Origin of the sequence: Pseudoalteromonas sp. MMG006 (genome assembly GCF_018101025.1) — a bacterium.
Classification (GTDB): domain Bacteria; phylum Pseudomonadota; class Gammaproteobacteria; order Enterobacterales; family Alteromonadaceae; genus Pseudoalteromonas.
In genome coordinates, this window is sequence record NZ_JAGJEJ010000012.1 from 54,510 (window position 1) to 79,428 (window position 24,919).

The window sequence follows — 24,919 nt, forward strand, 5'->3', positions numbered from 1 at the left end:
TCCATGTCACCTCACTTCCCCATTACAAGCTGTTTTACTGTGTACGAGTGATCACGATTTTTGATACTGGGTTATCAAACTTCAGTTCAGCACCAAGTGCTGAGGTTGATAAGCCATCTTGATTAGACACAATACCTGGATGCATTGTGATCATATCGGCAATATCGTCGCGTATTTCGTTAAATCCTTCGCCGCCAGCGGCGGGACCAGGCACAGTGTCAGCCGTTTCTGTATTTGCTTCCGTACCTGCATCGTAAGCAGCGGTTGTTCTTGATATTGAACTGCCTACTTCCAATGCTGATACATCTACAGAACTAAGACCGGTAAAAGCGTCATTTGTATTCCCAAGCATTGCAGCAAAAGATAAATTAAGAACATCTTGTGCATCTACAGAGATAGTTACAGAGGTTGTTTCTCCAGGACCAATGGCGCCTTCAGCTGATACTGCAGCAAGTGCATTTTCGTCGCTAAGGTATTCTTCATTAGCGCCGCTTTCTGCAATCATTTCTAAACCGACAGAAGCCGATTCACCAAATTGCCATGGCGCGGTATCATCAAACGCAATAACAGATAATGGCGATAGGGGCTGACCGGCTGTTAGGTTACTAAAGGTAATAGTAAACTCATAAACTACTGGTTCTGGCTCAACAACAACGACAGGTTCTTGATCTTCAATAGGGTCGTTATTATCGTTATCGCCACACGCAGCTAATGAGCCGGCTAACATTAAAACAAGCGCACTTTTTTTGAAATTAGAAAGAGATGACATAATTAACTCTCCTATTTAACCGTCACAGTTAATTTTGCAACTGGGTTTAACCATCTGTGTACAGTGTTACTTAAATCACTATTACCACCTTCTAGGTCGTCATCGCCTAAACTACCAGGGTGAATGTGCACCATCGTATTTGTATCGCCCATTGTGACACCTGTACCCGCAGTACCTGCATCAGCACCTGGTGCTGCTGGAATACCTAAAACACCCGGTGCGCCAGAGCCTTCTACAACAAGCTCGTTATTTGCTTCTGTACCTGCATCATAGCCATTTAGGTAAACAGTATAAGTACCCGCTTCAGTAGGAACTTTCCAGCTATCAAGACCTACGAAGCCATCGTTCGTTGGAAGTAGCATAGCGGTTACAGATAGGTATTCGTTGCCATCGGTCGTTGTTAATTCTGCTGTTGCTGACGCCGCAGGGGCTAATAAGCCAGCTGCTGGGTTTTCTGCAATATCGCTACTTGATGCTGATGCCTGAGTAACAAGTGCTGAAATATCGCCGCCTTCAGCCATTGCTTGCAATGCAGAAGAGGCTTCGGTCGCTACTTCGAATAATTTGTCTTCGCTGTCGTGCGCTGTAATTAGTACCGGCGTAAAGTAAAGGCCTTTTGTAAGGTTTGTAATTTTAACGTCTAGCTCTGCTGCCATAGTTGATTGGCTAGCTACTGCTAGAAGGGTTGCAATTGTAAATGCTGAAGCTTTCATTGTTATTTCCTGTAAGTGATGATTCAGGTTAAGTATTAAATAACCACCTCAAGAAACTCTCACGAAGTTATCACTTTTTTATCACAGCATTTTGCGTTGTGATATTTAGCCTTATATAGGCTAATTTGTAGACACATAGCGAATAAAAAGGCAGTATAGATAAAATAAAAAGGAGAGCGTAATGCAAGAAAATCAACAGGTTGAACCAATCAATAAAGATGATAGAACATGGGCTATGCTCTGTCATTTAAGTGCCGTAGCTGGGTTTGTGATCCCGTTCGGCTCTATACTGGGGCCATTAGTAATATGGCTTATTAAAAAAGATGAAATGCCAATTGTAGATATACACGGTAAAAAATCACTTAACTTTCAAATTACTATGGCTATTGCTTACTTTGTATGTTTTTTACTAGTATTTGCCGTAATAGGCTTGGTTTTGTTACCTTTAGTGGCTATTTTTTCTTTTATTATGGTTGTTTTAGCAAGTATTAAAGCCAATGAAGGTAGGGAGTTTAACTACCCGTTTAGCTTAAATTTGATAAAATAAATCTTTAGTTATTATTCTGCAAGCCCAGCTATAAGCTGGGTTTTTAGGTTTAGCCTAAGGGCATTATGCTGTATTTAACTTTATTTATTAGTGCATTTATATCGGCCACTTTATTACCAAGCTCCTCTGAAGTTGTTTTAATAACAATGATTACTCAAGCAAAGGCAAACCTATGGTTATTATGGTTAGCGGCCACGTTTGGTAATGTATTAGGCAGTTGTATAAATTATTGGTTGGGTACGCAAGTATTACGCTTTAAAAATAAAAAGTGGTTTCCGGTATCGGCCAAGGGGCTTGAAAATGCGCAAAATCAATTTAATAGATACGGTGTGTATAGTTTGTTGTTTGCATGGCTCCCCATAGTAGGCGACCCGCTCACCGTGATTGGTGGGATATTTAAAGTACGTTTTAGTGTGTTTTTAATATTAGTTACACTTGGCAAAGGCGCACGCTACTTAGCGGTTATTGCCCTGGCCATAGGTATAAATAAAATAATTTAATGTTATTTTACCCAATCAAGCGTAAGTGACACCGAATCGGCAAAACGCAGTGCATGCGGTTTATCTACACGTGCTTTGGCATAATGCACGCTTGGATGTTTGTGGCAAACAGCAAGTATCTCCGCAACGAGCTTTTCAAGTAGTAAAAAGTGCCCTTGCTCTACTAAGTTGATTACCTCTTTGGTAATCACTTTATAGTTAAGTGCTTGCTCTACTTCATCCGTTTTACACGCATCGTCAGCAGGGTAGTGAATCTCAAGGTTGATGACCACGTCTTGCTTTTTTTCACGTTCATCAGGGTTAAAGCCAATAAATGTACGCAAGCGTAAGTTAGTTACGTTTATAATTGCGTTAGCCATAATTAACCCTTAATAAGCTGTAAAAACTCGTTACGCGTTTTAGAGTCTGATCTAAAGTTACCTAGCATTACAGAGGTACGCATACTCGAATTTTGCTTTTCTACACCGCGCATCATCATACACATGTGTTTAGCTTCAACAATAACACCCACGCCTTTTGCACCTGTTACTTCTTCCACTGCTTTAGCTATTTGGTGAGTAAGCTGTTCTTGAATCTGAAAGCGACGAGCAAACATATCAACAATGCGCGCAAACTTAGATAAACCAAGTACCTTACCATCTGGAATGTAGGCAATATGGCAGCGACCAATAAATGGCAATAAATGATGTTCACACATAGAGTAAAGCTCTATATCTTGCACAAGCACCATGTCATCAGCATCAGAGGTAAATACCGCATTGTTAGTAATTTCATCAAGCGTTTGACGATAGCCTTTAGTTAAATATTCCATCGCTTTTGCTGCGCGTTTTGGTGTGTCTAGTAAGCCTTCACGGTTAGCATCTTCGCCTACAGCAGTAATAATATTTTGGTAACTTTGTTTTAGTTCGTCGTGCATAAGTTTCTCAGTTTAATGTGTGTTTTACTTTAAATGGCGTCCGCCATCTACAGGTAAAGCGCGGCCTGTTATGTAGTGGCTTTGCAGTAATAAATCAATACTGTTAATAATTTCTTGGCAGCCGGGCTCAATACCCATTAATGACTTTTTAAGCGTTTTTTTGCGATACGCTTCATCGTCATGCTCATTAAAAATAATGAGCGATGGTGCAACAGCGTTCACTTTTATTTTAGGCGCATATTTAGCACTAAACGATTTTGTTAAGTTATCTAAAGCCGCTTTACTTGCGGCGTAAGCTAAATGTTTAGGGCTGCCAGTTTCTACAACGTAGTCAGTAAGGTGAATAATATCTGCAGGTACGTTACTACTTGCTTGATAGCTAAGTAGTAAATCAGCGCACATTAAATTAAGTAAATAAGGCGTTTTAGCATGAATACGCATCATGCTATCAAACAGCTCGGCAAAGTTTGGGTTGTTAGCTTCGCAGTCCCAGCTTGAAGCGTTATGAATCATAGCGCGCAAGCTACTGGTGTGCGTCTTAAGTGTATTTATAAATGCGCTAATGCCTGCATCGCTATTAAAGTCAGCAAAAATACACACAGCTCCTTGTTGCTCTAATAAATCAACAGCCTTGTGACGAGTGCGATAAGTAATAATAACGCTTTGCCCTTGGGCTAAATAGTGCTTGGCAAGTGCGAGGCCAATGCGCTGGCCTGCGCCGGTAATTAAAATAGGCGATGTCATATAATGCAGTATTCTCTATGGCGGGCAGTTAAAAATATTGAATGCGTTTACTGGGAACAATATACGCAATACAGTTATAGCGCGATCAAAAAGCAACTAATGCATAGTTGCACTAGTTGCTTTTAACCGTTGTTTACAAATCGTCGTAAATAGTAGGGATGGCTTGGCGCTTATGTTGTGTGCGCAAGTATATATCTACAAGCTTTTGTTCAACGTCTGCCGCGACTTCTTTACCTTCTAAAAAGTCATCTATTTGTTCATAGCTCAACCCTAGCGCTTCCTCGTCAGTAAGGCCTGGTCTGTCGCTTTCTAAATCGGCGGTAGGCGCTTTAGTAACGAGTAAATCAGGCGCACCCAATGCTGTTGCAAGAGCACGTACTTGGCGTTTTGATAAACCAAATAATGGTGCTAAATCGCAGGCACCATCACCAAATTTGGTGTAAAAGCCAGTTATGTTTTCAGCACTATGATCGGTACCCACTACTAAGCCTTGGCAAAAACCAGCAATTTCGTATTGAGCAACCATGCGCTGGCGTGCTTTTACATTACCTTTAATGAAGTCGATTTTTGCTTGTTCAGGTAAGTTTTCGCCGCTACCTACAACAGCTGCGATTGCTTGGTCGTGCAGTGCATCAGCTGCTGGCTGTACATTTACTGTCATACGCTTGCTTGGCTTAATAAAATCGACTGCCATTTGCGCTTCGTCTTCATCGGCTTGTATACCATAAGGTAAGCGCACCGCAATAAATTGATACTTGTCGGTACTTTGCTCGGCATTTAATTCATCTACCGCTAATTGGCACAAGCGACCGCAGGTTGATGAGTCAACACCACCGCTTATACCTAGTACTAGCGATACACTATGAGCGGCCACTAAACGTGCTTTAATAAAGTTAACTCGGCGGGTTATCTCAGCGTTTACATCAATACTTGGCTGAACTTTCATTTCAGCCATAATTTCGGCGCGCATGGCCAGCTCCTCGTTGGTAAATAATTTTGTTTTTAAGCTTAATTATATTATGTGATTTAGTTAGGCGTAATTAAAGCCCTAAATGTGCTTTAATCTGACGAAGTTCTGCTTTTAACTCATCTATTTCAGTTAGCAGTTCATTTAATTCATCGCTTCTAACGGATTCGCTTGGTAGCCGAGTAGGTGTTACAGCTTGCGTTATTTTCTGATCGCCAAATAAGTGAATATAGCGACTTTCTCGCTTTCCTGCTTCTCGTTCTAACTTGCTGACGTAATCATCTTGGGCTAATAATTTAAGTGCATTTTCAACTTCACTCACATTATTAAATTCAGCTAGGCGTGTGCAGCGCGTTCTTAACTCGCCAGGGGTTTGTGCCCCCCTTAGTAGCAATAAGCACACTATGGCACGTTGTTGCTCGGTGAATTGTAAGTTACTAAATTCGGTATTACAAAAGCGATGATCATATTTGTTTACTCGCCCTGAAAGGCCTTCATCAACCGTAACTAAACGCATTTCAATTAATTCATCAAGGGCATCTTGTACGTCGGTTTCGCTGAGAGATAAAACGGGATCTCGGTTAGATTTTTGGTTACACGCGTTGGTAAGCCCATTTAAAGACAGCGGGTAATGCTCAGGTGTGGTGCTTTGTTTTTCTAATAAGCAACCAAGAATACGTTGTTGATTTGCTGATAACTGCATAAATAATCTCAAATTAGTAAGCTTATTTAATTAGCTTACACCTTTATTGAGTGCCAAGCCATTGTTGAAGTTTTGGTTGTAATGCAGCGAGATCAAGTGGCTTACTTAAATAGTCGTCCATGCCTGCTTCTAGGCATTTTTCTTTGTCGCCCTGCATTGCATTAGCCGTTAAAGCGATAATCGTAATATCTTGATTATGCTTACCTGCATCACCTTCTCGAATAGCTCTTGTTGCTTGATAGCCGTCCATTTCAGGCATTTGGCAATCCATTAAAATAAGCGTGTATGGGTTACCTTGTTTTGCATTAAGTTTAACTATTGCATCAAGACCGTTTTCTGCAATATCAAAAGTAACACCTGCCTGTTTTAACAGTGCAGAGGCAACTACTTGATTGATTTTGTTGTCTTCTACAAGCAGTAATTGAGGCTCTGTTGAGCTGGTTATAGGTGCTTTTGTTAACTTGTTCTGTAGCTGTGCTTGACGCTGTTGCTGCTCTATAAATTTATCGTTGGTAAGAGAGTCAAATAAATCAGATGGCGTTAATGGTTTAAAAATCATGCAGTCAACGTTCATACCTAATTTTGAGCTTTCTTGGGAGTAGCTCATAGGTGCCATGATCACCAATTTACAGTTATGCAGATTTATAAAGTTTTTTAAGGACGTAATATGAGATTGCTGAGCTTTTTCAAAAAAGTAGTAATCAACTAAAACCGCACTGAGCTTAACGTCTGGATTATTAAAGTGCTCTGTTACTTGGCTGTAGTCGTTAATGCACTTTACTTTTGCACCCCAAACATTAAGTTGTTTATGGGCTGTATTAGCATTTAACGTGCACTCATCAATAATTAAAATATGCTTGTTTTTAATTAAGTGACTCGGTAAATCTTGCTCTTTACTCAGGCGAGGTTGTATTTGTATGGTGAACGAAAATGTACTGCCTTCGTCAACCATACTTGTCACGCTTACTTCACCATTCATGAGTTCACAAAGCTGTTTAACAATAGCCAGCCCAAGTCCGGTACCGCCAAACTGACGAGTAGTTGAAGCATCAGCTTGTGTAAATGAGTCAAATAACGAATTTTGTTTTTCAGGCTTTATGCCAATGCCTGTATCAATTACGGAGCACTGCAAAAACGAAGCATCTGTGGTTTCCTCAATGCGCGCAGTTACAATTATTTCGCCATTTAAAGTAAATTTAACGGCATTGCCGATTAGGTTATTTAATATTTGGCGTAACCTATTTGGGTCACTAATTATTTCACTTACCGTGATTTGAGTTGCATCTAAAATAAGCTTAGTTTTATTTTGTTCTACCTTTAATGCAAACGACTCAACAACTTCGCCTAGTAGCCTGGGGAGGTTAAATTGTACATTTTCAATATCTAATTTACCGGCTTCAATTTTAGAAAAGTCTAAAATATCATTAATTATATTTAAAAGTGATTGAGCCGATGATTGCGCCAGTTCTATGTGGTGCTCTTGCTGCTGATTAAGTTGGGTCTGCTTTATAATATTTAGCATACCGAGTACACCATTCATAGGGGTACGGATTTCGTGACTCATACTCGCTAAAAATTCACTTTTAGCTTCTACTGCTTGTACTGCAGCATCTTTAGCTGTAACGAGTTGCTCTTCTGTTTCAATGCGTTTTTGACTTGAATGTAGACTACCAATAAGTGCCGCAACGGCTATTAAAAAGCTCTCCTCATTACGAGTCCATAGTTTAGTGCTTTGACATTGTTCAGCACATACTACGCCTAATGCACCACTTCCCCCTGGAATAACCACACTTAACATGGATTGAATCTTTAATGGGTCTAAGTAATGTGCTCTCAAAGGTTTTAGAATAGGGTGATTAAGTGCATCAGGTGCGCTAAACACGGCTTGATGATCTATAGCGTTAAAAAAATCTTTAGTGTTTTTTCTTAGCCAAATAGGGTCGCTGTTATCACTCGAGGATAGAGTGCTGTGTATCGCAAAAGGGCTTAATTGACTTTTATCATCATTAAAAAACCAAATGCTGGCACGTGTTACATCAAATGCTTGGCAAATTGCCTGAGTGATTACGTCTTTTGCTTGGCTTAACTGCCCACTCAATATGAGCTTGTTAACCGTTAAAGAAGCTAAAATTTCATTATGAAGTGCAATTTGGTTATTTTCGATTTCAACCTTTTTACGCGTATCTATATTTTGTATTGAGCCAAAAATACGGATACTTCGACCATTTTTTTGCTCTACCTCTCCATGGGCTAAGACCCATATTGGTTTGCCTTGAGCGTTAATTACTTCCAGTTCAACTTCATAGCTTTGCCCTTGTTTTATTGCACGTTCAATTAGCATCGCTACTTTTTCGCGGCTTTTGCCTGCTTTAAAGTAACCTAAATCACTAGGCCATTCAGGTTGCGTATCGAGTGGGTATTTAAATATTTTTTTGGTCATATCTGACCAATAAACTTGCTTGGTATCTAAATTAAATGACCATGCCCCTATTTGAGCAAGATCGCTCATAGCCTCAAGCATTTTTTCGTTTTGTTGCTGACGGTTAAGCATTTTTAAAAAGAAGAAAAATGCCCATGTTAGTAATCCACATATGATTATGATGGCGAGGCGAAGTGGCAATATAGCTGAGCTTGGTGGGCTCCAACCTCGTTTTGGGGCAACATAAAGTTGCCAAGTTCCGCCTTGAAAATTTAAAGTAAACTCAAGCGGTTCTTGTTGTGTAATATCTTGGTCACCGTAAAAAAATTCACCTTTTTTACCAAGGCCGTGTCGGCCCTGTAAGGCAACGTTATATTCTTTTTCAAGCTCATAGATACCCGAGTTTTCATACACTTTATCAATATCTAAAACAACAGAAAGCAATCCCCAAAAACGATGTTCAGGTGGTATATATACAGGGACGCGTGCGATAAGTGCAATATCGCCTTGTATTAACTTAAGTGGGCCTGCCATGACAATCGTATTGGTGTCGCGTGCCCTAATTGCATCGGCACGTTGGTTTTTTGCTTCTAAAAAATTTAGGCCGAGTGCTTTTTCGTTACCTTTTAAAGGGTACGTCATTTGAATAATCATATTGGGAGCCCCACCGATATTACGAAGCTCCTTAGAGGTTTTGAATAGTGGCCCAGCAATTTGTTCAAATCGTGTTTGTTGTAACTCAGGCTCTGCTGCAACAGCAACACCTAAACCTCGTACTAGCTGAATATTAGAAACCAAAATAGATTCAAGCTGTGCACGATAGGTGCTTACTTCAGAGAGGATTTGTAGTCGATGCGCATCTTTCACGCGATTGTAATTAATACGATCAAGCACAATGCTTACTAATACTGTAAGAGTAAGTGATAACCAAAAGGTGCGCTTAAAGTTGTGAACTTTATTTTTATTGTTTTTTGGTGGTGACATTAATTACATCGTGCTTTTATTTTAGGCAATTTAACTATAGCTAATTTATTGCATAAATAAAAATGGCGCTAATACATTAGCGCCATTTTATTTTTATAATTAGTAGTTTAGCTTTATTAGCTCAACTATTAGTATTAACTATCGGCAACGTCTCGTGCCCAGTGGTTTTGCTTAGCTACATGTAGCTTGCGGTAACCATCAAGTAGCGCCGCATGCTTTTTAAAGCCGTTAAGCGATAAACCAGGGAAAGTTAAACCGTTAAATAATTTACGACCTTCTGCAATCTCAATGGCAAGTGTTACGTTGTCGCTGCCAAACATTAAACCAAGTGCATCTTGGTAGTCGGCGTATTCACGCTCGTCGTCATATTTAATTTCAAGGATGGCTTTTAAGCAGCGGAAGTGGCGCATGGCCTCTTCGTTTACTTGGCCTGTGTGCAGTATCCAATCAACCCAATCGATTGCTTCTTCGCTGCCTGCGGCTAAACATAGGTGCGCTTTAAGCTCACCAATACGTAGTGTATGCCAAGGTGTATCGGCATCGGTAGCTAAGCCAATAAATTCAGCCGCGCGAATAATATCGCTGTGACCTGCTTCTTCTAGATTGTCGTAAATCTCCATCCATTGCTCAGCATCGTACTGATCAAGCGATAGGAATGCTTCACGGAATTTAGCGCCTTCGTTGTTGTTGCGCCAAATAAGCTCATCTACTGGGTAAATATCTGACATGCCCGGTACTAAAATTCGACATGCATACACGTTAAGGTGCGTGTAATCCATGATATAGATATCGTGGTTCATGCTGTGTATTAGGTCAGTACAGAAGTTATATTCTTCTTCAGTTGTACCGCTAAAGTCCCAGTGTACAAAGTCAAAATCAGGCTTTGCACGGAAAAAGTCATGCGATATTAAACCACTTGAATCAATAAAGTGCAGCTCAATGTTCTCAGGTGTTGCGACTTCGTCGTTGTCAAACGTGGCAGGTTGAAAAACATCGAGCTGATCAAGGCGGCGACCTTGCAGTAATTCAGTAACGGTACGTTCTAGGGCTACTTCAAATGAAGGGTGAGCACCAAATGAAGCAAACACTGAACCATCAACAGGGTTAATCAGCGTTACGCTCATTACTGGGTATTTACCGCCTAATGATGCATCGGCAATACGTAAATGAAAACCATGGCTGCGCAGTTCTTCACATGCTTCGTGAATTTGAGGATACTGTTTAACAACGTCCTCTGGCACAATTGGTAAACAAAGCCCTTCAGCGATGATGCGGTTTTTTATAGCGCGTTCAAATACTTCTGATAAACCTTGTACGCGCGCTTCAAACTTAGTGTTACCTGCGCTCATGCCGTTAGATACAAAAATATTACCAATTACATTTACTGGAATGTAGACGTCTTTGTTATCGCGCTGACGCGTGTATGGCAGTGTACAAATACCGCGCTCGTTATTACCCGAGTTAAAATCAAAAAGGTGTGATGCGTTAAGTTCGCGCTCTGGGTCAAAGTAATCCCAAAGGCTTTCATCCATAATGCCCTCTGGCACTTCATTCCCTTCAACTTTAAACCATTTCTCATTTGGATAATGAGTAAACTCACCATTGGCAAATTCTTCACCTAGGTAAAAGTCGGCAAAAAAGTAGTTGCAGCTTAAACGCTCAAAGTACTCACCTAGCGCAGAAGCGATAGATGCTTTATCGGTTGCGCCTTTGCCATTGGTAAACATTACACCGCAGTCGCTGTCTTTTATATGCACTGAATAACAGTTAGCTACAGGGTTAAGCCAAAGCGCTTCTTCAACATTGATGTTTAGTGCTTTTAGCTTGTTTTGCATGGTAGAGATTGACGATTCTAGGTCGCGGTCTTTACCTTTGATAAATGTTTTTTCAGTCATATAAGTCTCAACTAGATCTGCACAAAATGTGGAATGCCTATTATCGTGGATTTTGATGTTTATTTCACCCTTTGCGAGCAAGAACATTATTATTTAATAAAACTCTGTTTATTATATGCTCATACTGCGTAGTATAAATTTTTATAGGGAAGGCTGATGTTTAAAGTAATCAAACGGTTATTGTTATTAATTGTGATTTTAGCGCTTGCAAGCACGGCGGTAATATATGGTGTGCTGACTTTAAGCCTGCCAACACTTGATGGCAAAGGTCAAAGTAATCATGTGAGCGATAACGTTAAAATATCGCGTGACTCACTAGGTCAAGCTGTCATTAATGCCAATAATAGAAACGATGCCGCTTATGGATTAGGTTATGCGCACGGACAAGACCGATTTTTTCAAATGGATTTATTAAGGCGCAACGCCGCAGGTGAGCTAAGTGAGCTATTTGGCAAAGCGGCCATTGGGCTTGATAAAAAAATGCGCTTTCATCAATTACGCAAACGCAGCCGCGCTATTTTACAAACCCTACCAGAGGCCGATAAACAATTATTAAAAAGCTACGCACAAGGCGTTAACGAAGGATTAGCCCAAGTTGGTTATCCAAGCTTTGAATACTTACTTACAGGCGCGATGCAAAAACCATGGCAAAGTGAAGACAGCCTGCTTGTGATATTTAGCATGTATCTTGATTTACAAAGTGCAACGTTTGAGCGTGACCAAGCGCTAATACAGATTGAGCAAGCATACGGGCAAAAAATGGTTGAGTTTTTAACGCAACCAAGCCAATACCAAGCTGCGCTTGATGGCAGTAAACTTACGCCTTTTACAGGCGATATACCTACTCTTCCAGCGCAAGCACAGCACACAGTTACAAACATTCAAGCAAACCAAGAGCGCGGCAGTAATAACTGGGCCGTAACCAGTGCGCATACTCAAACGGGAGCAGCCATGCTCTCAGACGATATGCATTTATCGATGGCAGTGCCAGTTATTTGGTACAGAGCGCAGCTTAATTACATGCAAAATGCTAAGCAACCTCAAATAACAGGCGTATCGCTGCCTGGCGCACCCGCTATTGTAGTGGGCACAAATAATAAAATTGCGTGGGGCTTTACTAATGGCTACATAGATACCGCTGATTGGATAGCGCTAAATGATGACAGTAAAACATGGCAAGTTGATGAACCCATTGCACTACCCAATGGCGAAGTTGAAAACTACCCATTAACGTTAAGCGAATATGGCCCAGTAAAATACATTAATAAAAAGCCTTATGCACTTAGCTGGGCTGCGCATAAGCCTTACGCGGTTAATATGGAATTAGTAAAACTTGAACAAGCAAATACGGTTGATGATGCATTAGCAATAGCGATCAATGTGGGTATTCCGGTGCAAAACTTGATGGTGGTTGATAGTAAAGGTAGTGCCGCGTGGCAACATATGGGCGGTATACCTGCACGTAAAACGCCAAGCGAGTTAAGTGTAAACGCAAACGAATATTCTGCACTTTTTGAGAAAAATGAAAATGAGCGCCCATTTGTTAAAAACCCGCAAAGCGGGCGGTTATGGACGGGTAACTCACGTGTTGTATCGGCTACTGATAACGCACGTTTTGGTAATGGTGGTTATGCATTAGGGGCACGTTCAAGCCAAATACGCGATAGGTTATTTGAAAAGCAAACTTTTGCTGAGAGCGATTTTTACGCGCTACAGCTTGATAACCAAGCCCGTTTTTTAATGCCTTGGCATACATTACTGCTTAATCAGCTTAAAAAAGATAAAAGCAAAAATAAGCAATACATTAGCGAGCTTGAAAACTGGCAACAGTGCGCATGTGCAAGCTCTGTAGGTTATACCTTAGTTAAGCGCTATAGAAGTGCATTAATAAATACTGCTTTTGCAAACATAGAAAATAAGCTTAATAAGCAAAACGGAACCCTTAAATATGTAAAGCGCGATCTAGAACCCGCTATATGGCAGCTTATTAAGGCAAAGCCAGATTCATGGGTAAATCCTGAGTATAAAAATTGGAATGAGCAATTATCCGGGGCATTTAATCACACAATTACAACACTTAAAGCTGAGTATGGAGATAACTTACAAAATTGGCAGTGGGGAAAAATAAACGCGCTTACTATTGAGCACCCGTTTGCTAAGCAAATACCACTACTTGCTAAGTTTTTAAATATGCCAATAGCGCCTGGGTTCGGCGATAGCTACATGCCTGCAGTGCAAGGTAAAAGCTTTGGTGCGTCGCAGCGCTTTATTGCCCAACCTGGGCATTTAGAAAATGCCATTATGGCAGTGCCAGGTGGGCAATCGGGGCATCCGCTATCTGAGTTTTATCGTGCAGGCTTTAGTGATTATGTAGAGGGTAAACACACGCCTTTATTGCCACAAGAATTAGTGCATCAAATAGTAATTGAACCGGTGAAATGAACTAAATGAGCGCTAAGCACGTTCTATATGGGCTGTGATAATTAAAAATAAACAGGAAAACAACAATGAAAAAAATACTACCCGTATTAATTACAGGCTTATTATTCAGTAGTACTGCGCATGCAGATGAAAGCCCAGTTACCGCTGAAAAGTTAAGTGACCACGTATACGTATTATTTGGTCAAGGCGGTAACATTGCAGCAAGTGTTGGGGACGATGGTATTTATATTATTGATGACCAATTTGCTAAGCTCTCAGACGACATTAAAAAAACCATTAGTGATTTAAAACCCGGTAGCGCGGAGTTTGTAATTAATACGCATCATCATGGCGACCACACTGGCGGTAACGAAAACTTTGCCAAAGCCGGCGCGCATGTCATTGCGCATGACAACGTTCATAAGCGATTAGAAGAAAAGCATGGTGCAAACTCAGATTACCTGCCACGCATTAGTTTTGGCCACGATTTAAAACTGCATTTTAATAACGAACACGCACATGTAGTGCATTATGCGCATGCACATACCGATGGTGACTCGGTTATATTTTTTAATAACGATAACATAGTGCACATGGGCGACATTTATTTTAACTTTGGCAGCTTGCCGTTTGTTGATGTAGATAGCGGCGGCAGTGTCGACGGTATACTTGCGGCCGTAGATGATGTTATTAAACAAATAGACGAGCGCACTATAGTGATACCCGGGCATGGGCCGGTAAGTGACCGTTCAGGGCTGGAAACGTATGCTAAACTAGTTCAAAAGGCTAAAGACTTAATACTAAGTTCAATGCAAAACAATGCAAGCCTAGAGCAAGTACTAAAAGCCGATCCGCTGGCTACGCTTAATCTTAAGTACGCAGGCTGGCTGCCAAAGGAGAAAGTGACTACACTTTTTTATCGCAGTTTAAAGTAGTTCGCGTAACGTAAAAAACATGATACAAAGCTGAATGTATTTTCGTACATTCGGCTTTTATTTTCTTATGCCCAAAGGAGTTGTGTATGTCGGCAGAAAAAACCCACCTAGAAATTTGTAACTTAACAAAAGAGCAGTATCCACAAATTAAAACATTGATGGATCAGGCTTACCCCGACTTAGGTGGCGCATGGCCAAGTCATACCATTTTTAGACTCATAGATCAGTTTCCCGAAGGGCAAATAGGTATAGTCGATGACGGCGTGCTGGTGGGCTTAGCACTGAGTGTGCAAGTAGACTACACACGCTTTTCAAACCCGCATACCTACGAAGACATAGCCGACGGGCATGATCGCGTATTTAGCGATGCTGCAGGCGATGCCTTATACGGTTTAGATGTTGCCATTAGCGATACTCACCGAGGCATGCGTTTAGGGCGTCGTCTTTATGATGCCCGTAAAGAATTGTGCCGCCAATATAACTTGCGCGCTATTTTAGCGGGTGGTCGTATTCCATGTTATTTCAATCACAGCAGCGAAATGACACCAATGGAATACATTGAAAAGGTAGACCAAAAAGAGCTTTACGACCCAATTTTAAGCTTTCAGCTTTCTAACGACTTTCAGGTAAAAAGATTACTTAAAAAGTATTTGCCAGAGGATCAAGAATCGGTAGGTTACGCCACGTTACTTGAGTGGAATAATATTATGTACGAGCCAACCGACACCGTGCTTGAATCGACTAAGTCGATAGTGCGTGTAGGTGCAGTACAATGGCAAATGCGCTGTGTTGAGTCGGTCGAAGAGCTACTTAAGCAAGTTGAATACTTTGTGGATACGGTATCTGACTACCAGAGTGATTTTATATTATTCCCAGAGTTTTTTAATGCGCCATTAATGGGACTCACAGAGCAAAGCAATCAAACCGAAGCTATTCGTTATTTAGCGGAATATACCGAAACATTTAAAAATGCTATGTCGCGTATGGCAATTGAGTACAACGCCAATATTATTACCGGCTCTATGCCACTTGCCGAAGACGATAAAATTTATAACGTCAGTTACTTATGCCATCGTAGCGGTAAAATAGATGAACAACGAAAAATACACATAACCCCTCACGAGCAAAATGATTGGGTTATTCAAGGCGGTGATAAAATTGCCGTGTTTGACACCGATGCTGGACGTGTAGGCATTCAAATTTGTTACGATGTAGAGTTCCCTGAGCTTTCGCGAATATTAGCCAAACAGGGGCTTGATATACTCTTTGTGCCGTTTTGGACCGATACTAAAAATAGTTATTTACGTGTGCGCCACTGTGCACAAGCGCGTGCAATAGAAAACGAATGTTATGTGGTTATTGCAGGCTCAGTAGGTAACTTACCCGAGGTAGAAAGCCTAGACGTACAGTACTCGCAATCAGCTGTGCTAACGCCATCTGATTTTTCGTTCCCGCACGATGCAACACTCAACGAAGCCACACCTAATACCGAAATGTTATTATTTAGCGACCTTGATATGGATAAGCTAAAAATTCTTCATAGCGAAGGTACGGTGCGCAATTTAAAAGACCGCCGTGAAGACTTATACGACGTAATTTTGAAAAAGAGAGATGTTTAATGGCATGGGTTTATTTAGTCATTGCTGGCCTGCTTGAAATAGGCTGGCCAATTGGCTTAAAAATTTCACAACAACCCGACACTCGCTGGCAGGGTATTGCAATGGCTGTGGCATTTTTAACAGCCAGTGGCTTTATGTTGTGGCTTGCACAAAAGCAAATATCAATGGGCACTTCCTACGCGGTATGGACCGGAATAGGTGCTGCGGGTACGTTTTTAGTGGGTATATTATTTTACGGTGATGCAGCCACGTTTGGCCGTATTGCGGGTGTACTCATGATTATTTGCGGTGTGATAACGCTAAAAATAAGCGCTTAAAATGAACGTTAAAGTTATAAGTAGCTTTATAGCAGCGCAGGTTTAAAAGCCTGCGCTTTTTTATGCTGTATTAACTCGGCAGCATCACTAAAATTGCGGCAATGGCTATGAGGGTTAAGCCTGCGGTGTCTTGCTTTTTAAGCGGTTGTTTTAGCCAAAGTACAGCAATTAGCATCGTAAAAAATACTTCAACCTGCCCAAGCGTTTTAACATACGCCACGTGCTGTAAACTCATTGCACTAAACCAGCCAATAGAGCCTACACAGCTAAAAATACTAATTGCAGTTGTGGTGCCTTTATATTGCCAAAGTTTACTAAGAGTATATGGCTCTTTTAGTAATAAATAGCCAAGTAATATAAGTGTTTGTAAGCTTATTACAAACAGTAAAACCCACGCCGCTGAGTGCGGAAATAATAACCCTGAATTTAAACTCGCTTCACGAACCCAAAGTGATGTAAGAGCAAAGCTAGTACCGCAGGCAAGGCCAAGTAATGCTGTTTTAGCATCAAAGTGTTTCACGCTGGTTATACCGCTAAGTAAAAGCACTGCTATGGCGCCTAAAAATACGCCCAGCCAACCAAATAAACTAAGCGCAGAGCCAAAAAATAATACCCCTAAAATAGCTGCGACTAACGCCTCACTTTTAGCAAGCCCTGCACCTACGGCGTAATTATTCATTTTAAATAGCTTTACCATTAAGCTTGTCGCAAGTATTTGCATAACACTTGCGCCAATAATAAAACCCCAAAAGGCATTATTAAAGGTAGGCATGGCTGTATTTTGATATTGATACAAACCATACAAATAAACTGCAGCGATAGGGCCTGCTAAAATAAAACGCGAAAGGGTAACGCCAGCCACACTTACATGTGCGCTTAATTTACTTTGCAGCGCATTACGCCAAGCTTGCATAAAGGCGGCTAAAAATGTGAAAAATATCCAAGTCATGGTGTTCGTCGATAAAAAATAAGGCCTTTAAGTTAACAATCTTTAGTGATTAATGCGATGTATTAAGGGTGATAGTGAATATTCATCATCTGCGACATTATGCCGCACTGTTTTATGAGTAAACTTCGTTATAGTAAGTGTGATGCTATTGTTTAGCCGCCAGCGTATGTCATAAAACGTTCGGGCGGCTTTTTTTATGCGTGTATGTTATATGTATTGGTTAAATAATCAGGTTTTATAATAAGAGAATAAATTATGACGACGTTAATTGTATGCGCATTATTAGCAGTGTTAATGCCTTATTTTGCAAAAGTACCAGTGGCGGTTGCGATGGCAAAACTTGGGCAATATGACAATAAACACCCACGTTCCCAACAAGCAAAATTAACGGGCTTTGGTGCTCGGACGCTCGCTGCTCATCAAAATTGTTTTGAATCGCTTGCTGTGTTTGGCGTTGCTACTGCGGTGGTATTGGGTACTAATTCGGTGAATGCGGTAACCGAAACCTTGGCGGTTACTCATATAGTCTCGCGCACTTTGTATTGTATTTTTTATTGGTTGAACCTAGATATTATACGTTCGCTCGTGTGGTTTATTGGTTTAGGTACTGCCATTGCCATGATTGTAGTGAGTATCTAATTTTATTGTTAAAACCACAAAGCAAGCGGCCTAAAAGGGCGCTTGCTTTGTGCTCTTGCATAACTAAATAGTATTAATGCGATACTTTAATTCGCTCGATTAAATCGGTATTAGCAACCTCGCTGTTTATAGCAAAATCTAACTGTATGAGTACATCATTAAAGCCTGCCTCAGACATTTTATATTCCCACTTTGCCAAGGCTTCCTTCGCTGATTTATCAAAAACGTCTGACGGCTTAGATTGAATGACACTAATGTTTTTTGTTCTGCCATTGGCGGTAATATCGTATTTTAATACAACCGAGCCGCTAATGCCTTGCTTAGCTGCTTGGGCAGGGTAGACAGGTTCAATACGTATTGTTGGTGAAATATGATCCTCTTTCGTTATTTCAGCTTGGGGCTGTTTTGCAATGGCTAAACCGCTAAGCATGCTTGCTGCTATTAGCAGTAAGCCACCTTTGGCAAAGCGAGAGTTGCTGCCACTGTGCTTTATATTAGTAAGTCTTTGTAACATGGTCTTTTTATCTCCGTAGTGTGAATAAGCCATTAGGCCTGCGGGCGTTGCTGCTGCGCAGTTAACTAAGGCTTTGCTGTATAAAATGTGTTGATGTGTGGTTTTATTAGCAAGTACCCGTTCATCACAAGTCAGCTCTTGCAAGCGTCTACAGCTTGCGTAAGCCATCCAAGCAAGTGGATTAAACCACAACAAAATAGTAGGCAGTAATATGAGTGCGTTTGTTAAATTGTCTTTGCGTTTAATGTGTACGTTTTCGTGTTCTAAAATAAGCGCTAATGTAGCTTTATCAAACTGGGTATTATAATTACTAGGTAACACTAGCTTGTTGTTTAAAATACCGACCACCATTGGCGTGGCTACATGTTGGCTGATATAAGTTTTAGCACTTGTAGTAAGTGTATGGTTAAAGTGTGTTAGTTTAGTTAGCTGCAGGCTTTTAACAAAACGAGTATGTGTAATAAAGCTGGCTATTAATAACCCCGCAGTAATAAGTACATACATGAGTGCCCAGCTAATACCCATTTCATGTGTAAAAGGCTGGTTAGGGGTAATTAAGTAATGGCTAATATTGCTATTTTGCAGTGGTTTTATCGCATTAGGTAAATTAGCAATAACTAATGCCGTAGGCAGTAACCACGCTAACTTGTATACAAACCGCGCGCCAAGGGTTTTTAAACCAAATCGCTCGAGTAAAATAAATCCACAAAACAAAATACTTAATAGTAGTTGTTGCTCAATTAACCAATTAAACCCAGTTTGAGTAACCATGTTAATCCCTTACTTTTGGTTTTTTTCCCAGTCATCAATGACTTTTTTAAGCTCATTTATATCTTGCTGAGAAAGCTGCTCCGATTTAGCAAAACCGCTTACCAGCGGCGCTATGCGGCCACTAAAAAAGCGCTCAATAAAGTTTTGGCTCTCTTTTAGGGTGTAGTCTGCGCGCTCCATACAGGGAGTATAAATATATTGGCGACCGTCTTTTTCAAAAGACAGTGCGCCTTTTTTAACTAATCGACTCAGTAAGGTTTTAATGGTTTTTCCGTGCCATTGCTTATCACCGCTTAAGCGCTCAATAATTTGGCTGGCGGTTGCTGGGTAATTAATCCAAAGTGCGTCAAGTACTTCGAATTCTGCTTTTGATAACTCAATCATTTTGTTGCCTACAAATGTAATCTTTAATTCAAGACTACACCTGTAATCTATTTTTGCAAGGTTATTTTTTAACTTTTTTGTGCGCTATTTAAACGAAGGTTAGATTTTTGAAATATCAGTTTTACTAATTTGTATGTAGTGGTTTTCAGGGAGGTTTAGTTTTGAAAGAGCAAGATCGCTAAATTGCACTCTAAATAAATCAATTACTTTAAAGCCGCAGTAATGCGTCATTTTGCGTATTTGCCTGTTAAGCCCTTGTTTTAGAATAATACTAAATTGGTTGTCAGTTATTTTAGTTACTTCACAAGGCAAGGTTACTTGCTTATCAACAGGTACGCCAGCGGCCATTTTTTCACAAAATTCATTATTAATAGGTTTATTTACCGTGACTAAATAACGTTTGGGCTGGTGGAAGTCAGGGTGAATAAGTTGATTACAAAAATCACCATCGTTGGTCAAAATAAGTAAGCCCCGAGAGTCTTTATCTAATCGGCCAATGGGGTAAATACGGGTAAGTGTAGGTAAGTGGTGAATAAGGCTCGTAGGGTCATCTTTATTTAATTTGCAGTCAATACCTACTGGTTTGTGGTAGGCAAAATAAACTAAATCGGCCGCACCTTTAACTGCTTGGTCATTAACTATTACTAAGTCTTGCTCATCAACGTGATCAATATGATTAGCAGGGCGATTATTTACCGTTACTACTCCTTCATCTATTAAGCGCGATGCCTGTTTTCGTGAGCACACACCAGCGTGAGCAATGTATTTAGCGAGTCGAATTTTATTGCTCATAAGCTTTAAAAGGTAGTGATGTAATAATTTGATCGCGATTATAGCAAAGGTGCGTATCTATAAAGTTACTTTTTATTTAAAGGCAATTGCTATGGGTATGAAATTTTCTGAGCTAAAAAAACACGAACCATTACAAAAAGTGGTGGCGCACTCACTTGAAATGGCGCTCTATCAGGTGTCTGTCATTATAAATAACGTAGAGTATTACATTACCGAAGAAAATGGCGAGTTTGTAAAAGCGCTCAGCCCGTTGCATATTCAAAAACGATTTGAAAAAATAGCCTATGCCGAAATGGTACTGCGCCATACCAGTGCCTACGATGAAATGTGTGGCCAACCCGAAAAAACAACAAGTAATTTGCTCGAAGTACCTTATGGAAAAAATAACCTGTTTTGATAGAGCTAGTTTGCTAGTATCTGCTCCTTTAAGGGCATTGCATGTACCAATTACAAGCCGATCACAGCGATGCATTAAACTCAGCACTGCGTAGTAAAATAGTTGAGTTTAACGCGCAACATTTTGATGCGCAAAGAGTGCCATTAGGCTATAAATTTGTTGATGAGCAAGGTGAGCTTGTTGCAGGTATTAGTGGGTGTGTGTTTGGAAATTGGCTGATGATTAGTTGGCTTTGGTGTAGCGATGTAGCGCGAGGTCAAGGGCTTGCAGATAAGTTACTAACGGCACTTGAACAATCAGCTGTTGAACTCGGTGCAACGACCGCTCAGCTTGATACACTCGATTTTCAGGCTAAGCCATTTTACGAAAAGCGCGGTTATAGTATTAAGTATCAACTTAATAATTATCCGCGCTCTGGGACGCGTTACTTTATGGAAAAGTCGCTTTAATTTTTGCTGACTATTTTGCTTTTAGCGACTTGCCTTCAAAGGTAACGCCCAAAAATGGCGTTGCCTCCGGCGCTAACATAAACGTGCGAATGTTCATGTGATCATCGCCCTTAGGGTTTTGCAGTACGTCTTCACGGTAAAACTTACCAAAGCAATCCAACGTATTTTGTTTACTTAAATCGTTTAATTTAGCAAACGCAAAAATTTTACATGAACCGTTGTTTTCACTTGCTGAGCTAAGTAACCCGTGGTTATTAAATCCACATGCAGTAAAATCGTAATTAGCTTCTATCACCGCCATTGTATCGGTAAATTGAATGCTTTTAGGGTTGTCTGTAAGTTGTTGTAAAAAATCTAGTAGTAACATTTTTATCCTTTTAATATAAATAACATAAGGGACTAGTAATCGTTGCTAGTAAGCTCTGCACTTAAAAGCTTTCCGTCATAAATATAAAAATAACCATCCCAGTGTTGAGAAGTAAATTCTGCTGAGTCAAAAAACTCGTCGTAATCGCCTAACTTAGCAAGGCTTGCAATAGGGTCGTTATATTTCACACCTGAAAAATTCCAACTGTGTCCTTGTTTAAAGTAATTTGCTAATGCCGAGAGTTTTATATTGTTAGTAGAGATAGGTTCAAAAAGTTTTAACTTGGCAATAAAGTCAGCCTTTTTATATAAGAATTCGCTGCATGGAGTAACACTGATATTGTCTTCAGATGAACTGATTAGCTTTAATGATGTGTTTATATTTTTATCAATATTACCATCTTTTTTGGCGATAAAGCTTTTAATGCAGTGCTTATTGAATGCGATTTTGCCTATTAGCTGCCCATGAGAAAGTCCTATTAGCCTTTGATCTACTTCAGTGTCTGATGACTTATAATATGCGGTTTCAACATCTGCAAACTCTTTCTTTAATACCGTTATTTGTAAAGGCGTTATAGAAGTGGCTGCTTCTACAATCTCATTATTACTAAGTTTGATCTTAAGCTTTTTATTTTCCAGCGTGAGCACATTATTAATTTGCATGGGTAATAAGTTTAAATGGAACTGATAGCCTACTAATTGATTATTAACAAAGTGAAAAGCATGATGCCTACCATATACACGTATTCTTTTGCTTTCATTTTTTAGTTCAAGGCTGTGTAACCCCAGCAGCTGAGTTACTTCTTGTGTGCTTTGCCCAAATTTGGTGTCAAAAAAGTGCTTTGATGTAATTAACTTACTATCAAATTTTTTGAATGCAGGTCGGTCATCACTATTTGAAAGAATTATTATCTTTTTTTCTTTTGATTTCAAAATTCTGAAGGTATGTTCTCCTGCAATAAAAGTAGCTTCAGACATTGCTTGGTTTTCATTGCAATTTTTGGAAGGTGTGAAGTGAGCGGTATAAAATAAACGTTTTTTAATTGAGTTAGAAGAGGTCGATTCTTGGTTAACGTCCCTATTCATTACGAACCTTTCTTTAACGTAGATTTGAGAGTTAGCAGCTAACGAATTTTTAATTTTTTTGTACTCAAATAAAGCTTCGGTTCTCAAGTTTTGCTGTGCTTTAACTTCACTATCTAACTGAAATAATGACATTTGAGTCTTAATTGTAAGTTGCTCTGAAATAGCCTCACAGCTTTTGTCTTTTACAAAATAACTTGTTGCCAGAGCACTACATTGCCAAAAACAAAGTAGTGTAAATAGTAGAGTACGCATAAACTTCCTTTTATTATTTTTGTTTATTTAGTACTCAACTCTAACTCATTTGTTTGTTGATTTATATTAAACTTAAATTGCGATAAAAAGTTCATCCCTAACAAACCTTGGCCGCGGGTATTTTCGATACTGAGCACTTCAAAACCGTAAATAATTTGCATCCCCACTTTAAACGACTCAATTTGATAACGCTTAACTTTAATTTGCCCATTTGCCGTGTTTACGGTTACATCGCCTAAATAAAGTGGTCTTGGTGAGAGTTGGCTAAGCACATCACTCGAAAGAGAAGTAATGCTTGCACCAGTATCTATCATTAGTTCGCTTTGCAGTGAGTTATTTAGCTCGCTACTAATTAAATAATGTGCGCCGTAAGGGGTAAGGGTAATAAAGTCATCTTGCGATTGAGCTTTATTAATTAGTGTTTTTAGTGTATTTACGTCTGTTTTAAGAGGGTTATTACGTGGCATTCGCTCAAGAGTGGTTAATGCGCTTATAAAGTCATTTTGCTGGTAATAGGCATAAGCCAGTGCGTATAAAAAATGACTATTGTCGTTTTGATAATCGAGCCAAATTTGGGTTTGTTCGATAATTGCTTGCCAATTTTGCTGCTCACTTAAACTATGAAGCTCGTTTTTAGTCAAATTTTCCAACCGCACATTTGCAGTGCTTTGCTGTTGCTCATTTAACAACGGGTATAGTTCAAATAAAGCAATAATTGCATTTTGTATTTGCCCACTATTTATTAAGTAATCGACCTGCAATGTAAGTAGCTCTGTATTGTAAGGGTCTTGATCTAATAGTGTGTTTAACAATGGCTCGCTAAGAAATAAGTTAGTATTTAGCCACGTTTTTAATTGCAAAACCCACGAAGAGTAGAGTGTGCGAGCAAGGGCTGGGGAGCGTTGCTTTAGTTGCTGGTAATTATTAAACGCCTCATCAAATTGGTGTTGCTCAAATTGTTGTTTAGCCTCAGTAAGCAGCTCATTATTAGGCGCTTTAATTGGTCTTGCAGAGGTTTTTTGGATTTCTTGTTTGCCAACAACCGCTACTTGTTCTGGCCATAGCAGGTAAGCATTGAGGCTAAGTGAGCCAATTAATAGTAAGGTTATTAGCTTGGTATAATGGCTCATTGCAATCTCGTCGTTGTATTTTAGGTTATTTAATAAAATGTGCTAAGGCATGAATATTCGCAATTTCAACATCGGCAAGTCCTTTATAGGTATAGGTAGCGCCTTGATCGTTTAGCCATACCGATTGGCAGCCAGCATTATTAGCACCTTGTACGTCGGTATCTAGACTATCGCCAATATGTAAAATTTCACTTTTAGGAATATCTAAATGCGTCGCGGCTTTATCAAATAATGTTTTATGAGGCTTTGCTTTACCGTGCATGCCCGCTTGTAACACGAGCGAAAATTTATTGTGTAAATTAAAGCGTTCTATTTCCACATTACCATTAGTGATGGCAACAAGCGTAAAATGCTGAGCTAAATTATCAAGTAGTGTTAGTACGTCGTCACTGACGACTATTTTGCTACGTGCGTCAGCAAAAGCGTTATACGCTGCATTTGCATGGTGCTCTACATCATCGGCGTTTAAATTTAATTTAGAAAGCGCTAAACGCAGTGTATGTTGGCGCCATTTGGTCACGTTATCGGCAAGCTCAGGTGATTGTAATACTGCTTCGTTACGACATTGCTGCCAATATTTTGGGCCTTGCTCTAGGTAGCTTGGCAGTGCGCTTAAGTAATCTTGCTGCGCTTTAACCGCCGCTTTTATTATTGGGTGGTTGTTGTACAGCGTGTCGTCTAAATCAAAGCTCATAACAGAAAAAGGGCGAAGAGCACGATTAAATCGGATCATAGTTATTT

The 24,919-nt window shown here is 40.0% G+C and carries 26 protein-coding genes; 9 read left to right on the top strand and 17 right to left on the bottom strand.

What is annotated here, in order from left to right; translation table 11 throughout:
• Nucleotides 1-34: 34 nt before the first annotated feature.
• Entirely contained in the window at nt 35-769 is a 735-nt protein-coding gene (locus J8L73_RS12470; protein ID WP_211001251.1) for a spondin domain-containing protein, read from the bottom strand.
• Between the two features lie 11 nt (nt 770-780).
• Complete coding sequence (locus J8L73_RS12475) at nt 781-1,482, bottom strand: spondin domain-containing protein (RefSeq protein WP_058547730.1); 702 nt, start codon at nt 1,480-1,482, stop codon at nt 781-783.
• 181 nt (nt 1,483-1,663) lie between these two features.
• On the opposite strand from J8L73_RS12475, the gene J8L73_RS12480 reads away from it, so the two are divergent.
• Both J8L73_RS12480 and J8L73_RS12485 read left to right on the top strand, forming a co-directional pair.
• Nucleotides 1,664-2,029, top strand: a complete 366-nt coding sequence (locus J8L73_RS12480) for a DUF4870 domain-containing protein (RefSeq protein WP_138683411.1) — start codon at nt 1,664-1,666, stop codon at nt 2,027-2,029.
• A gap of 65 nt (nt 2,030-2,094) precedes the next feature.
• Nucleotides 2,095-2,529 carry a YqaA family protein gene (locus J8L73_RS12485; protein ID WP_211017466.1) on the top strand — a complete coding sequence of 145 codons (435 nt, stop codon included), beginning with the start codon at nt 2,095-2,097 and terminating at the stop codon, nt 2,527-2,529.
• A 2-nt stretch (nt 2,530-2,531) separates the two neighbouring features.
• On the opposite strand, the gene folX is transcribed toward J8L73_RS12485, so the two are convergent.
• The 7 genes from folX to ycaO form a co-directional block, all read right to left on the bottom strand.
• The gene (gene folX / locus J8L73_RS12490) at nt 2,532-2,888 is read right to left on the bottom strand and encodes a dihydroneopterin triphosphate 2'-epimerase (RefSeq protein WP_058547727.1); all 357 of its coding nucleotides are present in this window, start codon (nt 2,886-2,888) and stop codon (nt 2,532-2,534) included.
• A 2-nt stretch (nt 2,889-2,890) separates the two neighbouring features.
• Nucleotides 2,891-3,445, bottom strand: a complete 555-nt coding sequence (folE, locus tag J8L73_RS12495; RefSeq protein ID WP_055015863.1) for a GTP cyclohydrolase I FolE — start codon at nt 3,443-3,445, stop codon at nt 2,891-2,893.
• Between the two features lie 24 nt (nt 3,446-3,469).
• Entirely contained in the window at nt 3,470-4,189 is a 720-nt protein-coding gene (folM, locus tag J8L73_RS12500; protein WP_211017467.1) for a dihydromonapterin reductase, read from the bottom strand.
• 133 nt (nt 4,190-4,322) lie between these two features.
• Complete coding sequence (gene nadE, locus J8L73_RS12505; RefSeq protein ID WP_211001248.1) at nt 4,323-5,159, bottom strand: ammonia-dependent NAD(+) synthetase; 837 nt, start codon at nt 5,157-5,159, stop codon at nt 4,323-4,325.
• Nucleotides 5,160-5,229: 70 nt separating this feature from the next.
• Nucleotides 5,230-5,859: a YceH family protein gene (locus J8L73_RS12510; protein WP_211017470.1), complete on the bottom strand. Its 630-nt coding sequence runs from the start codon at nt 5,857-5,859 to the stop codon at nt 5,230-5,232.
• A gap of 43 nt (nt 5,860-5,902) precedes the next feature.
• A complete protein-coding gene (locus J8L73_RS12515; protein WP_211017472.1) occupies nt 5,903-9,262 on the bottom strand; it encodes an ATP-binding protein in 3,360 nt (1,119 codons plus the stop codon).
• 134 nt (nt 9,263-9,396) lie between these two features.
• The gene (gene ycaO, locus J8L73_RS12520; RefSeq protein WP_211017474.1) at nt 9,397-11,157 is read right to left on the bottom strand and encodes a 30S ribosomal protein S12 methylthiotransferase accessory factor YcaO; all 1,761 of its coding nucleotides are present in this window, start codon (nt 11,155-11,157) and stop codon (nt 9,397-9,399) included.
• Between the two features lie 156 nt (nt 11,158-11,313).
• Between ycaO and J8L73_RS12525 the strand changes: the two genes are divergently transcribed.
• The 4 genes from J8L73_RS12525 to J8L73_RS12540 all read left to right on the top strand — a co-directional run bounded on the left by J8L73_RS12525 (nt 11,314) and on the right by J8L73_RS12540 (nt 16,449).
• Nucleotides 11,314-13,599: a penicillin acylase family protein gene (locus tag J8L73_RS12525; RefSeq protein WP_211017476.1), complete on the top strand. Its 2,286-nt coding sequence runs from the start codon at nt 11,314-11,316 to the stop codon at nt 13,597-13,599.
• 65 nt (nt 13,600-13,664) lie between these two features.
• The gene (locus tag J8L73_RS12530) at nt 13,665-14,513 is read left to right on the top strand and encodes an MBL fold metallo-hydrolase (protein WP_211017478.1); all 849 of its coding nucleotides are present in this window, start codon (nt 13,665-13,667) and stop codon (nt 14,511-14,513) included.
• A gap of 86 nt (nt 14,514-14,599) precedes the next feature.
• Nucleotides 14,600-16,132, top strand: coding sequence for a carbon-nitrogen hydrolase family protein (locus J8L73_RS12535; protein WP_211001242.1), 1,533 nt, complete (start codon nt 14,600-14,602; stop codon nt 16,130-16,132).
• Nucleotides 16,132-16,449 carry a multidrug efflux SMR transporter gene (locus J8L73_RS12540; protein ID WP_211017480.1) on the top strand — a complete coding sequence of 106 codons (318 nt, stop codon included), beginning with the start codon at nt 16,132-16,134 and terminating at the stop codon, nt 16,447-16,449. The genes J8L73_RS12535 and J8L73_RS12540 overlap by 1 nt, the downstream gene beginning before the upstream one ends.
• 70 nt (nt 16,450-16,519) lie before the next feature.
• Here the strand turns inward: J8L73_RS12540 and J8L73_RS12545 are convergent, their stop codons facing one another.
• The gene (locus tag J8L73_RS12545) at nt 16,520-17,398 is read right to left on the bottom strand and encodes a DMT family transporter (protein ID WP_211017482.1); all 879 of its coding nucleotides are present in this window, start codon (nt 17,396-17,398) and stop codon (nt 16,520-16,522) included.
• A 255-nt stretch (nt 17,399-17,653) separates the two neighbouring features.
• Between J8L73_RS12545 and J8L73_RS12550 the strand changes: the two genes are divergently transcribed.
• Entirely contained in the window at nt 17,654-18,037 is a 384-nt protein-coding gene (locus J8L73_RS12550) for an MAPEG family protein (RefSeq protein WP_211017484.1), read from the top strand.
• A gap of 73 nt (nt 18,038-18,110) precedes the next feature.
• On the opposite strand, the gene J8L73_RS12555 is transcribed toward J8L73_RS12550, so the two are convergent.
• The 3 genes from J8L73_RS12555 to J8L73_RS12565 all read right to left on the bottom strand — a co-directional run bounded on the left by J8L73_RS12555 (nt 18,111) and on the right by J8L73_RS12565 (nt 20,498).
• Nucleotides 18,111-19,322 (bottom strand): M56 family metallopeptidase, encoded by a 1,212-nt coding sequence (locus tag J8L73_RS12555; protein ID WP_211017485.1) that lies wholly within the window; start codon nt 19,320-19,322, stop codon nt 18,111-18,113.
• A 9-nt stretch (nt 19,323-19,331) separates the two neighbouring features.
• Nucleotides 19,332-19,706, bottom strand: coding sequence for a BlaI/MecI/CopY family transcriptional regulator (locus J8L73_RS12560; protein ID WP_211017487.1), 375 nt, complete (start codon nt 19,704-19,706; stop codon nt 19,332-19,334).
• Between the two features lie 99 nt (nt 19,707-19,805).
• Nucleotides 19,806-20,498 carry a pseudouridine synthase gene (locus J8L73_RS12565; protein ID WP_211017489.1) on the bottom strand — a complete coding sequence of 231 codons (693 nt, stop codon included), beginning with the start codon at nt 20,496-20,498 and terminating at the stop codon, nt 19,806-19,808.
• A 91-nt stretch (nt 20,499-20,589) separates the two neighbouring features.
• Here J8L73_RS12565 and J8L73_RS12570 point away from each other — a divergent pair, with 91 nt between their 5' ends.
• Together J8L73_RS12570 and J8L73_RS12575 are read left to right on the top strand one after the other, a co-directional pair.
• Nucleotides 20,590-20,895 (top strand): DUF6482 family protein, encoded by a 306-nt coding sequence (locus J8L73_RS12570; RefSeq protein WP_211001235.1) that lies wholly within the window; start codon nt 20,590-20,592, stop codon nt 20,893-20,895.
• A gap of 41 nt (nt 20,896-20,936) precedes the next feature.
• On the top strand, nt 20,937-21,344 hold the full coding sequence (locus tag J8L73_RS12575) for a GNAT family N-acetyltransferase (RefSeq protein ID WP_211017491.1): 408 nt from the start codon (nt 20,937-20,939) through the stop codon (nt 21,342-21,344).
• A 10-nt stretch (nt 21,345-21,354) separates the two neighbouring features.
• Here the strand turns inward: J8L73_RS12575 and J8L73_RS12580 are convergent, their stop codons facing one another.
• From J8L73_RS12580 to J8L73_RS12595, 4 genes are read right to left on the bottom strand one after another with little or no spacing between them, the layout of a single operon-like run.
• Entirely contained in the window at nt 21,355-21,711 is a 357-nt protein-coding gene (locus J8L73_RS12580) for a HopJ type III effector protein (protein ID WP_211017493.1), read from the bottom strand.
• Between the two features lie 32 nt (nt 21,712-21,743).
• A complete protein-coding gene (locus tag J8L73_RS12585; protein ID WP_211017495.1) occupies nt 21,744-23,048 on the bottom strand; it encodes a hypothetical protein in 1,305 nt (434 codons plus the stop codon).
• A 23-nt stretch (nt 23,049-23,071) separates the two neighbouring features.
• Entirely contained in the window at nt 23,072-24,178 is a 1,107-nt protein-coding gene (locus tag J8L73_RS12590) for a retropepsin-like aspartic protease (RefSeq protein ID WP_211017497.1), read from the bottom strand.
• Nucleotides 24,179-24,203: 25 nt separating this feature from the next.
• On the bottom strand, nt 24,204-24,911 hold the full coding sequence (locus J8L73_RS12595) for an HAD-IA family hydrolase (protein ID WP_211017499.1): 708 nt from the start codon (nt 24,909-24,911) through the stop codon (nt 24,204-24,206).
• Nucleotides 24,912-24,919 lie beyond the last annotated feature (8 nt).